The organism is Chryseobacterium carnipullorum (genome assembly GCF_900142785.1).
GTDB lineage: Bacteria > Bacteroidota > Bacteroidia > Flavobacteriales > Weeksellaceae > Chryseobacterium > Chryseobacterium carnipullorum.
In genome coordinates, this window is the sequence record NZ_FRCD01000012.1 from 24,611 (window position 1) to 37,449 (window position 12,839).

General features: G+C 36.8%; 13 protein-coding genes and 1 pseudogene. 3 read left to right on the plus strand and 11 right to left on the minus strand.

All coding sequences use genetic code 11. The features are described from left to right. Window positions 1-2 precede the first annotated feature (2 nt). Genes BUC06_RS14080 through BUC06_RS14090 form a run of 3 tightly spaced genes read left to right on the plus strand, consistent with a single transcriptional unit; the run spans window position 3 to window position 3,072 of the window. Window positions 3-1,274: a condensation domain-containing protein gene (locus tag BUC06_RS14080; protein WP_073334656.1), complete on the plus strand. Its 1,272-nt coding sequence runs from the start codon at window positions 3-5 to the stop codon at window positions 1,272-1,274. Next, window positions 1,271-2,524, plus strand: a complete 1,254-nt coding sequence (locus tag BUC06_RS14085; RefSeq protein WP_073334657.1) for a condensation domain-containing protein — start codon at window positions 1,271-1,273, stop codon at window positions 2,522-2,524. Before BUC06_RS14080 ends, BUC06_RS14085 begins: the two co-directional genes overlap by 4 nt. Further along, entirely contained in the window at window positions 2,521-3,072 is a 552-nt protein-coding gene (locus tag BUC06_RS14090; RefSeq protein WP_073334658.1) for a hypothetical protein, read from the plus strand. The genes BUC06_RS14085 and BUC06_RS14090 overlap by 4 nt, the downstream gene beginning before the upstream one ends. Window positions 3,073-3,205: 133 nt before the next feature. Here the strand turns inward: BUC06_RS14090 and BUC06_RS14095 are convergent, their stop codons facing one another. The 11 genes and pseudogenes from BUC06_RS14095 to BUC06_RS14145 all read right to left on the minus strand — a co-directional run bounded on the left by BUC06_RS14095 (window position 3,206) and on the right by BUC06_RS14145 (window position 12,833). Beyond that, complete coding sequence (locus tag BUC06_RS14095; RefSeq protein ID WP_073334659.1) at window positions 3,206-4,132, minus strand: hypothetical protein; 927 nt, start codon at window positions 4,130-4,132, stop codon at window positions 3,206-3,208. Between the two features lie 147 nt (window positions 4,133-4,279). Further along, entirely contained in the window at window positions 4,280-5,032 is a 753-nt protein-coding gene (locus tag BUC06_RS14100; protein WP_073334777.1) for a DUF6882 domain-containing protein, read from the minus strand. A gap of 140 nt (window positions 5,033-5,172) precedes the next feature. Then, complete coding sequence (locus BUC06_RS23385; protein WP_139263364.1) at window positions 5,173-5,793, minus strand: immunity protein Imm33 domain-containing protein; 621 nt, start codon at window positions 5,791-5,793, stop codon at window positions 5,173-5,175. A gap of 4 nt (window positions 5,794-5,797) precedes the next feature. Continuing rightward, complete coding sequence (locus BUC06_RS14110; RefSeq protein ID WP_073334660.1) at window positions 5,798-6,238, minus strand: DUF4265 domain-containing protein; 441 nt, start codon at window positions 6,236-6,238, stop codon at window positions 5,798-5,800. A gap of 3 nt (window positions 6,239-6,241) precedes the next feature. Next, complete coding sequence (locus BUC06_RS14115) at window positions 6,242-6,787, minus strand: HNH endonuclease (RefSeq protein WP_073334661.1); 546 nt, start codon at window positions 6,785-6,787, stop codon at window positions 6,242-6,244. Between the two features lie 126 nt (window positions 6,788-6,913). Continuing rightward, window positions 6,914-7,081, minus strand: a pseudogene (locus BUC06_RS23595) (RHS repeat-associated core domain-containing protein); the annotation flags it as partial. Window positions 7,082-7,472: 391 nt separating this feature from the next. Further along, complete coding sequence (locus BUC06_RS14125; RefSeq protein ID WP_073334662.1) at window positions 7,473-7,826, minus strand: hypothetical protein; 354 nt, start codon at window positions 7,824-7,826, stop codon at window positions 7,473-7,475. A gap of 53 nt (window positions 7,827-7,879) precedes the next feature. Further along, window positions 7,880-8,179 (minus strand): NTF2 fold immunity protein, encoded by a 300-nt coding sequence (locus tag BUC06_RS14130; protein ID WP_073334663.1) that lies wholly within the window; start codon window positions 8,177-8,179, stop codon window positions 7,880-7,882. 318 nt (window positions 8,180-8,497) lie between these two features. Continuing rightward, window positions 8,498-8,818 (minus strand): DUF2750 domain-containing protein, encoded by a 321-nt coding sequence (locus tag BUC06_RS14135; RefSeq protein WP_083564080.1) that lies wholly within the window; start codon window positions 8,816-8,818, stop codon window positions 8,498-8,500. A 129-nt stretch (window positions 8,819-8,947) separates the two neighbouring features. Beyond that, complete coding sequence (locus tag BUC06_RS14140; protein ID WP_073334664.1) at window positions 8,948-9,433, minus strand: ankyrin repeat domain-containing protein; 486 nt, start codon at window positions 9,431-9,433, stop codon at window positions 8,948-8,950. After that, window positions 9,420-12,833: a DUF6443 domain-containing protein gene (locus tag BUC06_RS14145; protein WP_139263365.1), complete on the minus strand. Its 3,414-nt coding sequence runs from the start codon at window positions 12,831-12,833 to the stop codon at window positions 9,420-9,422. Before BUC06_RS14145 ends, BUC06_RS14140 begins: the two co-directional genes overlap by 14 nt. Between the last annotated feature and the right edge of the window lie 6 nt (window positions 12,834-12,839).

Genomic DNA, 12,839 nt, shown 5'->3' on the forward strand with positions numbered 1-12,839 from the left:
CTATGAAAAGAAAATTGTTATTTGGAGAGCGCATACTTCTGGGAGACGGAACAGAGCCTTTTAATGTGGTTATTGCGTTCCGTTTGCGGGGCACTTTTAAAAAAGAAGAAATTCAGCATGCCCTGAGTCGGCTTCAGGGCAAACATCCCTGGTTGAGAGCACTCATTCACCATGACGAAAATAAGGTGCCATGGTTTGAAGTGTTGGAAAAAAATGTGCCCATACCCATTCGGATTGTTTCCAGGAGAGGGGACGACGATTGGCAGGAAGAATCCAGAAGAGAGTGGGAGACCTTATTTAAATATGGCGAGCAGCCCCTTCTCCGGTTCATATGGATCAGAGGAGAAGAGGTTTCGGATATGCTTTTTTCTTTTCACCATTGTTTATGCGATGGAGGTTCTGCGCTGGCTTTCTTATATGAGTTTTTAACGATATTGGATCATCCGTCAGCGGAAATTGGAGTAGAAAATCCTATTCTGGGAATTCATGATGTGGTTCCGGAATCCATCTTGACGAACCGTACACAAAAGCTGAAAGCAAAATTGATCGGCAGGGTAGCGGCAACGGCCATCAAGTGTATTCCCGTTGGTAAAAAAGCAGTGGAGCGTCAGAATGATTACATGATTCACTGGAAATTTGACAAAGAAATAAGTAAGGAATTAATTTCCTACTGCAAATCCATGGAAGTCACGGTGAACACGTTTTTATGTGCAGTGGTACTCCAGGCATTTAAAAAGGTAAAAGGAGCTGCTGCTTTCAATAAGGTTTCATGTCCGGTAGATATCAGGCGTTTTGCGAACCAGATCAAAGAAGATCATATTTTTGCTTTCGGACTGATGATCGTGGTCTCAGCGAATCATAAAATAAGCTTTTCGGAGAATTTAAGGCTGATGCAGGAATCCGTAGAACGGAAAACCTCTAAACTGAATCCCTATATTACCATGATGGTGATGGAGTCTGCTCATGATGCCCTGAAAAGTTTCACCAAACTGCTCAAGCATGGGAAATCCTCCAATGACTGTATGTTTTCCAATCTGGGACGCATTCAGATCCCCCATCAGTATAAAGCATTTACCCTGGAAACCATTTTCAGTCCCTCTGTGATTGGTCCTTTGGGAAATACCACAACGATGGTGACGTCAACATTCAATGGGGAAATGGATTTCTCTTTTGTAGGAAGCGAGGGTTATTTACCGTATTCTGAAGCGTTAGCAATCCGTGATGAGGTAATTCAGACTGTAAAAGAACAATTAGATCCTATATCCGTATTATGATCAGAAGAAAATTGATGATGGTGGAAAGGATCATGTATGTGGATCCGGATACACCGATAAACTTAGTATTTACCGCAAAAATCAAAGGGAAAATTCCAGAAGAAAACGTTAAGGCTGCTTTGGCAAAAATTCAGCAGAAACATCCTTTGCTGAGATCGGCTATCGATATCCGCAGTGAGAAATATCCTTTTTTTACTGAAGATAAGGAGATCGAACCCATTCCGCTCCGTGTTGTTGAACGGAAAACGGACAACGATTGGCTGCAGGAATCTGAAAAGGAATGGTTCAGGCTGTTTAAAGATGAGAAAAAACCGCTTGCCCAATTGGTATGGATTAAAGGAGATGATGTTTCGGAACTGCTTTGGGTAATGCCTCACTGTATCTGTGACGGAACTTCTGCTGTCACGCTGATGCGGGAACTTCTGGGCCTTTTGGATGATCCCTCTTTTGAGATGAGTCCTTATCATCTATTCAATTCTGTTAATGATTTCCTGCCTCTGGATTTCAATTCGAAAAAAGAGAAACGCAAAGCCCGGTTTTATATGCTGATGGCCCGGTTCTTTTTTATGATGCAGCGGAAAAGTAAAACTAGTAATCTTGGAAAAAACTATCTCATTCACTGGAAGGAAGATCCTTCTATAACGACTCAAATCACTGAAAAATGCAAAGCTCAAGGTATTTCCGTACATGCTTTGTTGTGTGCAGCCTATATGCAGGCTTTTAAAGAAATACAAGGGAAGCAGGCGAAAGGAAAAGTAATCAGTCCTGTAGATGTACGTCATTTTATTCCGGAGATTAAAAAAGATCACCTGTTTGCTTTTGCTCCTACCGTTGAACTTCCGTTGAAAAAAGGCAGCCTGGATGTCATGGACAATGCCCGGGAGATCAAAAAGGAACTTCTTCAGAAAATAGATAAGATTGAAGCGAGAAAACTTCTATGGATGGGAGAGCAAATGCACCCGCTTGTGGACCGTATGATCACGATGCTGAAATCCAGTAAAGGCGGACATGATATCACGCTTTCGAATATGGGTAGAATTGATATTCCCAATGATTATAAGCATTTTACACTGGAAACCATCATCAGCCCGACGGTTGCATTTCCATGGCTGAATTCGAATACGCTGGTGACCACCACCTACAATCAGCAAATGGATTTTACCTTTATGTCCAACGAGCATTTCCTTCCGAAGGCAGAAGCCATAAAAATTAAAAACAAAGCCATTGAACTCCTGACCTCGTCTTTATGAAATTAAAATTCAAGCCTGCGCCGCCTAAGCTCCTCAAGAAAACCACGCTGAAACGCTTTTTAATCAAGCGGACGATCTATTATGTGCTTCCGAATGTGTTTTTCAATTTCATTATTGCCTATGCCAGTTTTCAGGAATTAGGATATACCCACTTTTTTTCAGGAACCCAAAATCTGGCCCGGCTGACGCTTCCTATGGCTATATTCCTGCCTGTAGTCCTTACCATCGATATTATCAACAGGGTGATCATTGCTTCCGAACAGGGAGCGATTGAATTTACCGTAGATGATCAGCTCAATAAAAAGAAACTGATGACGAAACTAAGTATTGTACACGGTGTCATTACAGGATTATTGGTCTTGTCTGTATTGATGATCGCACAATTCAGTTTATCAAAATATTATAAACTGGACGCCACTGCCATGGCGGTGCTGGTTGGGGTGCTGGCAGGAATCCTTTCTGTTATTTTTGTGTATGTGCCGGTGTGGAGGTTGAGGAGGTGGATGTGGAGGAGGGGAGTGGTATTAACTGTAGAAGAGAATGAGTAATTAAAAACCAGAATCAGATCTCACATTGTACAGAAAAATAAAACCAGTTTATTCAAGTACTCCTGAAAAAATAAAAACCAACTTTTAAAGTTGATTTTTTGTTGTCCATACGGAGTTGGATACTATTTAAAATCTAAAATTTCTCTGCAGGTTGTATCATTAATTTGTTGTCTTTGTTGAAAAATAGGAGCCAGATCCAAACAAGAAATGCCAAAATAAAAGAAATAACAATACTCTGATAAAAGAAGTCTTTTGCTGCGTCGTTGGCTTGAAACTCCTGTATAGCCTGATTGACTGTTAAGCCCTGTTTTACCAGTAAAGTAATGACTGTCGTAACGTTGGCGATAATGATGCTGATGATGTTTGTAAGAACAATAATATATTTTGTCAGTTTTCCATGCAGTCCTTTGAAATAATCATAGCCTAAAATTCCGAGAATTGCGATGACGAATGCCATTCCGGAGGCCAGTCTTTCAAAATAGACAGCACATAAAACCCAAAGTATAATTCCCGGAACCGAAAAGAGTAGGGCCCCTAAAAATCCTGTTAAATAATTTTTTTCTTTTGAAATTCTTTCTTTTTCAATTTCGTAAAATCTACGATCCTCCTGGCTGAAACAGCGATCACAAAGTATAATACCGTTGTCGTTGAGATCATAATAGTTGATTCTTTGATCTTGTCCACAGCTGTGACAATGGTTTTGCTCTGGCAGATTTAGTTTTTTGAACAGATCAACCAGAAAATCGAACAAAGCATAAACCGTCTTAAGTTGAGTAAGCGTTACATTTTCAACGAATTTAAAAAAAATCGCATGATCGCTAATTTCAAAGTGGGTAAACTTTAATTTCTTTTTGTTGGTGTTGAGTTCAGTTTTGATGTGTAGCTTTTGTTCTTCTGTTAAGCTTCCGGTGGTCGCCGTTACCAATTTGAATTGCGGTGTGGTGACTAAACTTGCATCTGAAACGTTGAAAAAGTATCCTTTGTAGAGTCCGAATACACTGTCCTTTGTTTTATACCAGCCAAGTTCTTTGGCTATTTTTTTTGCTTTTGGAAAAATCATTTGTTGTTTTTAATTTATATTGATCTTATTCATTTAACATTCCATTACTACTTTGTGAGTTATTATGAATAAGATGACTGATTTATTCTCCAAAGATAATAGATGGATTACATTTATTGGACATGATTAACCTTATAATTTTAGGTGTTAAAAATTTTGGTTGAATTTTTTTAGCTCAAAATAGCAGTTTTCACAAACTAATCTAATTTGTGCAAAATTCTCAGATTCTTCGTTCCATTCACCATACTCAGCTCTTACTTTTTCACATTCATCACACCATGCCTGGAAGTCATCTTCTTCTTCCAACTCCATTCCTTTGTAAGTGTCGAAGGCTTCATGAAAACCGCTTACCGTTTTACAGTCTAAGTGCTGACACACAAATCCTGGACGCGCAAAACCATGCTGAGTACATTCTACTATTTTTTGTTTAGATTGTTGAACACTTTTAGAATTTTTATCTTCAACAGCCGTAAGAACCATGTAAAAATCCAAATGGTCAGAATTGACTTTATATGCTCCAATACCATTCAGAAAATCCAGGCACACTGATGTCAATTCCCAACCATCCAATTCATCACTTGGAAAGGTTCCTTCCTGTAATTTTTCGTATTGATTTTTTATTCCAAACTCTTTGACAACGAGTAATTTTTTTTTATTCTTTTCAATGGAACTGTCATTGAACCAGCTCCACATCCACGTTTGCTTTTCTTTTGAATAGGTTCCTACCGGGATATAGGTAAAGTATACTTCATCTTCGTCCGAGTTGTAAAGTCGTAAAAGCTCAAACTCACTATCATAAAACCAATTTTCGTAGGAATCTATATCAAATTGTTGTTTGAACAAATTTTGAATTTCAATGAGGTGATCCAGCTTTTCCTGACAGAATTCTTTGTAGTTCATTTCTATTGTGTTAAAAATCATTTAATTCTAAGATTGTTCCAAAGGACGCTTTTTACATTGATTTTAAAATTTAGAGCATTGAAAACAGTGTTCTAAATAATTTTTTAAATATTTAGAATGGTTAGCAAATTTTGTTACTCCTAATCTTTGCATATGGCTACATTTCCATTTCCCATTAAAAATCTATATCCGAAAGGCAATGCTAAATATTTCAAAATATCAGGACGAGCAAAAGCGACATGATAAAAGTGCACCATTTTTAATGACTTAATATCGTCATTATAATCATCTGTGATAAGATACCAACCACTTTCGTCCTGAGGTGAATCATATCTAATTCCTTCGATATCTTTTCCTTCGAAAACACCATCTGATATAACAATCGACTGATTGAAGGTTGGAAAATGAGGAATAAGATTTTGTTGCCAACATATTTCCCCTTGTTCTCTAACAACTGAAATTGCCATATCACAACCTTTATTATAGCCACTGCCGTCAGCGTTTGCTTCATACAAGTCATAGCAGTTATCCTCATCCAGCCTAAATTGTAAAAGACATGAATAATAGCCAATATTTTGGTTTTCAGAAATAATAGGTTTACTACCTACAATATAATCTATAATATATTTTATAACCTCTATATAGTTTTCTGGTTGATTATTACCAATAGCAACTCTAATTTCTTTATCTAAATAAAGATATAGTCCTTTAGTCTCAACATAAATATTATTTATTTTTATTTCAATTTCTTTTTGATTCATAGATCTAATATTCATGTTCTAAACAAGATTCTTCATATGACCAAACGTTTCCTTCCCCCTCGTCTAAATATTGCTTAATCGGCCTATAAGAGATATTAGCTGGCACATTGACTGCAATTATGTTTCTATCCAAGAAAACTTCCGAATCACAACCATTTTCTTTAAACCATTGTCTGGTTTCTTCTATTTTATTTTCATAATCTTTGTAGACGAAGATCCGGACAGTTGTATTTCCAGAACTCTCAACAAAATCTTCAAAATAATACTGCTTATCATCTTCATCATATTCGACTTCAATAGTATCACCAAGAGAAATCCTTTCTGCAATAAAAGGAATATTGTCTACAATAAAATTATCCCCATCTGATTTACACCATAATGATTCAGTTTGGTACTCTTTTTCGGCAGTTTCTTGCACAAAAAAAACTTTAGTTCTATTTTCCATATATTATTCTCTTTTGTTACTCTTTTTTATATTACAATCTCTACATAATACCTGTCCATTATTTGGTGTACCACTACCACCAAGTGATTCTGCTTCTATATGATCAACTTGTGTTTCCCTCTTATCCGGTACAACTCCCTTCTTGGATTGTTGGGCAGGAACAGTTTCAACTTTACACTTCTTACATATGGTTTTACCAGCATTTTTAAGGGTATTTAGGTCTATTACAACTTTTTTACCAGCTTTTGTAAAAGGCATGTTAGGTCGTGGTCTTTGACTCAATTTTGCGGCTCTCGCCTCTAGTTTCTGAAATTGCCTTACTGATTCAAAAGCTCTTAATGCTGGAACCTTTCCGCCTTGAACAGTTAACGCTCCTTCGACACCTCCAAAGGCAGCCATGCCTATTGTTGCAAGGTCAAAAGCACTATTTACTATTTTTTCCTTAGTCGTTTCCTTCGGAACACCAATCGTTAAGGCCAGCCTTCCATCACTTCCTACTTCATATGCATTATTTATTTCATTTTTAGCTACACTATTGTAGCCTCTCATAAATAAATTAGAAGCAGCAGCTCTTACACTGTTAATTCCACCACCAATGAATTCGGCAAATTCAGCTTCAGTGCCGGGTAGATCTTGCTCTCTTTTTGTGCTTACAGGCTCTAAGCCTTCAAGCTCTCTTGCATCTACAACCCTGTTCCCACTAAATGCATAGGTAGACCATGTGTTATAATCTTCAGCTAACGGATCTACATTAAAGAATCTTCCCAGTTCCGGGATGCTGTTTCGCCATTTAAAAGAACTCCATCCGGTTTCGGTCTGCTTTTCCTGCCCTGAAAACCGTATTTGTAGCTTGGCAGCTGGGTTGTGCTGGAACCTTCATACTCTAACCCAAAAGGATAATAATTGGTTTCACGGTCTATGGCAACATCTTGGGTTGCGGTATTCCAATAGTAGGCCCGCCTGATATTTCCTACATGATCTTCATAATTGTAGACGTACCTTTTCTTCTGAAAATCAATTTAAAAATCAAGCATCGCTAACTTTGATACATGAGGAAGGATCTTCAATCATTTAAGATCATTTTTATCGGCTAAAATAAGCAAGAGTAGGATAACCTACCCTCGCTATTTTAATTTTAAAATTTAATGTATATTGATTTCCAACAAGTTAACAATTAAAATGATTCTATCACTAACTTTGGAACATTACCCTGATTACCACCTATCATATCTCATTATTGACAAACATACAAACCTCTGACATATTCAGAGAAATAAAATTTGTGACCTGACGGAAGAATAAAATCATCTACACCCATCATGTAAGTATTTCCATCATTTTGATGAGGAATAGTGAATTCAGAAATTATAAGAGTGTACTTTTTACCATTGTAAATTTTCAATCCATTGTCACAGGTGTCCTTTTTATAGGAGAAAAAGTAATCTATCTTTCTTGTCTTCATATTTTTAAATTTAAAAACATAAGATTTTTCAAACTCAATTATTTTCTTTATTTTAACCTCAGTTTTTTGTTGAGCATAAAGAAGTGAACTTAAAATGAGTATTGGAATTAATGTAATTTTTTTCATTTTTTTAGTTTCTTAATAAAAATTATTAATTAAAGATATTATAATGTCTAAGATTACTTTCCGTGAGTGTATTTAACTACTTTCTTTGCCTTTACATTTACTTCTGCATAGGCAACACCCCCTAATCTGTTTTTGGGCAAAGTTCCTTGAACAATCCAAACACTATCATTTTTCTTTTCTGCAATGAATGGCTTTTGCTCATTTACCGATTTGCCATAAATCTCAATCCATTTTTCTTCTGCTAGAGAAATTGCTACACTCGAGTCTGAGTTAATATCTTCATTCTTGCTTAATTTTCCGTTCTGACAACAAATAAGTAAAGTTGTAAGTATTATAAAAAAAAATTGTCTCATAATTAATTAATTTTGGGGGTTCCTGATCTATTTATTAATGGTGTTTGCTCTCTTTTTTTATCCTCTATTGATTTTAATCCTCCATCTAATTTGGATTTGGATTTGGATTTGTCAGTTGAAGAATCTGAGTCCGGAAATATTTTAATAGGTTTAGGTTTATAATCACCAGTTGAAGGATTTGGATTTTATACTGGCGGTTTTTTATTTTTTCTAGTTCAGCATCCCCTAACCGCAAAATTTTCCATGTTAAAATAAAATTCTGTCTAATGTTAAATACTAGAGCATTGAATTTCAATGCTCTAGTTTGTTATGAATACTTTAGCTATAATTGCTTAGTTCTTCACTTAAATCCGAAGAAAATTCTTTAAGACTTACAACGAAGCCTGTTTTGTCATAAATAGGAAAAACGTTAATCAAACAATCCTCATCAACTATAAAATCAATGATTTCATTTTCCAAATCATCCAAATCCAATTTTTTTATCGAACAAACTTCCCAACCATCTACTTTACATAGTTCTGCGTATTCTTCTGCACTCCAAACAGTAAACATTTTTTTTCCATCTAATTGAGATAATGCATAATCTCCTTTATCGTTAACAAGAGTGAAAAAAAATTCCCAATCAGCCACCTTATTAATGAAATTTTTGTATCACTCCAAGGGTTGCAAAGCAATAACGCTTTCAATTTCTTTCTGATTCATTTTATTTATATTTTAAAGATTAGCGCATCATTTTGTTGCGCTAATCTGTATTTAAGTTATAAAACTCTAACCTAATAAAATTTGCACAAGTTCTTCGTCTTTGATTTGTCTAGCAAAATCAAGGGCAGATCTGCCACTTGTATTTTTAGATTGTGCATCGATTCCATGTTCCATTAGTAGTTTAACAATATCGTAGTGGCCGCGGGAATTAAAAACCGCAACCCACATCGGGTTATTGCCATGTTGATCTTTTATACCTTTTTCAATACCATTAGACTCTAACAGTAACTTTGTAAGATTATAATTATTATGGGCTGTGCTGTAATGTAATGGAGTTTTACCTTCTCTATCTAATTTGTTGTTATCAATATTACAATATAAAAGATAATTGAATATCTCTGGTTTGTCTTGCGTGATGGCCTCATGTAAAAGATTTTGTCCAAATTCATTAACAAAAAAATTTACATTATTTTCGTTTACAATTTTTTCCAAGTCTTCTAAATCATTAAATTCGATCATTTCGAAAACATCGCTAATATTATTTTTTTTCATATTTATGACTTCTGTTTGCTGATTTTGATTCTGGTTGATAATTTTTAGGATTTTTATATTTTTCTAAAAACTTTTCCTTTGTTATCTTACCATTCATATATTTTTCATGTAATTTTTTATATTCCTGTCCAGGCTTGTGTCCCATATCCCAAGATCTAGGTTTTATTGCTTTATCCCACGTTAACTCTTCACCTGTGTTTGGGTCATACACTTTACCATCTTTCTGTTTTGCCGAATTCCAAACAGTTTCAACTTGATCTTTTGCATAGGAAGGTCTACTTTTGCTGTAAGCCTTTTTCGCTACAGTCTTCGCCTCCGTTTTTGCAGCAGCTTTTACTTCGGCCTCAACAACAACAGTAGCAACTTTTGCTTCAATTTTAACTTGAGGAACAAGATTAAGTGCTAAAAGTGTTGCCGCATCCTTTCTATTGGCATTATTTCCCTCAAAGTTCCTTCCACTAGCAAGCGTATAAAGTTCCTCAATAGGAGTGGCTATTTTAATAACAGCCATAAATGCAGCACTGTTTGCATCTTGGTTAAACTTTTCTGCTCTTGCTTGGACCCCTCCGTTCTGCTTCATAGCCATACGGAAACGGAAATCTTCACCTTCTAAACCTTCAAGCTCAACGTTATCAACAACTCTGTTCTCCGAAAAATTATAGTGCGACTGGTATGCATAATCTTCGCTTAACGGATCAACATTGAAGAATCTCCCCAGTTCCGGTATACTGTTTCGCCATTTAAAAGAACTCCATCCTGTTTCGGTCTGCTTTTCCTGCCCCTGAAAACCGTATTTGTAGCTTGGCAGCTGGGTATTTGCTCCCTGAAACCCTTCATACTCCATCCCAAAAGGATAGTAATTGGTTTCTCTATCAACTATTGCGACATTATTGCTTCCTTTATAATAAGCAAGCCTTACATTTCCTACATGATCTTCATAATTATAAACATACCGTTTCTTTTGGAAGTCATAATAACCTTCACTTGTAGGGAAAAACAGAAGAGATATAGGTCCGCCACCTTCCTGTTCATACTGAAAGCCATCAAGGTAGTCAGTATTATTGGTGATCATCAGGCCACTTTTATAGGATAAATATGCAAATGCCTTCTTTAGTTTAATACCATCCGCCCTGTACAGAAACTGAAGGCTATTATTGTCCTGAGCAAACTTTACCTCTTTAGGCAAATTTAAAAAATTATACGAGATAGAAGTTATATCCTTATCCAAATGATCGGTCATATTTCCATTCACATCATAGCCAATGGTGTTCCCACCCGTTGGATAGCCGGATGGATTGGTATTCTCATCTATTACTTTTTTCAGCCTGTTGCCTTCATATACCTGATATTTAAGATCATCTATAAGTATGGGTGTATTGGCTAAAGGCTGGTATCTTTTCAGGGTCTGGATATTTCCATTCAAATCATACGTGAGATTCTCACTATAGCCGTCATTTACAGGAGCAGTGGCAGCAGGCTCGCGGTATGAAGCGTCTTTTAGTCTGTTTAATCTGTCATATCGGTAGGCATATCTTCTCAGAAAGTCATTACTGCTGGTTCTCCAGTCAAATTCTGAAATATTACCATTGTATTTTGCAGGAGCTGCGGAAGCGTCGGTTGGATTATCATATTTCAGTTCATAGGCAAATAATTTTCCACCCAGATCAGCGGGATTATTCACTTTTGTAACCCATCCCCTGATATTGTAAGCATAATCTACAGACTGCAACGGAGTTCCGTAAGTATTCCCGGTTTTCTTATTGGTCAGCTGGCCAATTTCATTGTAGGTATTGTCGGCAAGCAGCTCTTCGGGATTGGTGTCCACTTGGTGGTATTGCTTTAGCAGCCTGTTTTGTCCGTCATAGACAAATCTTTCTTTTACCAGAACTTCTGCGTCAGCAGAGCTTCTTTTGTGAGAAGTATAACTTTCTTCCGTCTGCCCTGTGAAATCAAGTTTCAATTCCTTGTTGGTATATCCGCCCAGGTGATTGTCTGTTTTTACACTCACGAGCCTGCCTTTGGAATCATAATATTTATATGTTTTTGTCCAGTTATTATCTTCTATGTTTTTCACATATGAAGCGGTTAGTAAGCTTTTTGTAGAAGCATCATCACCTGTTCCTAATGTTTGTGACAATGTATATTGTCCCTGAACTGTCTGCGGTACAAGTGGTGCTTCAGGTGGATACTTGTCATAATAGTTTATCGACAGAAGAGTCATACTTCCGGTAGGAAAAGCCTGTTTATCATAATAGACATTGATCCCCTGTTGGTTAAAAGGACTGGCACTTCTTTTTTCATTGTTATAGGCATTGGCAGACATGCTGTTTACTGCATTCTGCATAACCCTTCTGTTTGCAGTATTGGAAAAAAAGCCTGTATAGACGACTCTGCCTAATTCATCATACTTTGTAAAGATCCAGCCTTTACTTCCGAAATTATTATTTACGGTTCTCAGAATACCATCCTGAGAAAGTACGGGCCTGTCCTGCTTATCATATACTGTCATCTCCCAGTCTTTTCCAGGCAATTTTTTCTCAACTTCTCTGTTCTGCCCGTCATAATTATATTGATAGCATAAATCTTCCAAGATCACTGTAGTTACCACATTACCTGCCTGCTCAATCTGCTGCACCGCTTTAGGTGGAATAACAAATGCCATCTGATTGTATTCATTGTAAACGTAATAGGTGTCAATATTTTGAGTTCCATCGATACGTCTAACGAGAACAGCCTGTCCAAGCCCATTCTCGAACTGGACAACAGGGATGCCGTCTTCATCTGTTACTGTATTTTTATACAAGACTCCAGCTGGATAATACCCTGAATTCTCGGAAGATACTTTCAGTGAAGAACTGGTTCCTGAAACGTTATTGGCGGTAATAATGGAAGTAGTAACCACAAACTTTTTGACCTCGTTTACTGCATTGGTTTCATACTTATATTTTTTTGTATGCCCATTTGCTAATTTCCATGCATCACCTGCCTGGCTTTGTTGGAGTACTCTGTCCAGAGGAGAGCTTTCAATTTCCTTTTCTGCAAAGGCATTGGATGAGCCATAATAGCTGTTGGCCGTGTTTTCATTCGTAATTCCCGAATGGTAAGTAGCATTCAATGTAGATGCCGGAACCGCAAGAATATCTTTCGGTTGCCTTCCGAACCCATCATAAACAACCGGAGTAACCAAGTCTTTTCCTGAAGGGGAAACTTTTACATCAATGATCTGTTTTGGCCTTCCTAAACCATCAAAATAGGTGATGGATTCGGATCTTTTAGTACAATCCCCGCTTAGGCAGGTTTTGGACTGAACATAGTTTTCCGTGGACGTCTGTGCCCTCACTACTGCCATTGAGAGCAGAAAGAGTACTGAGAGTATATTTAAAATTAATTGTTTTTTCATGATTGT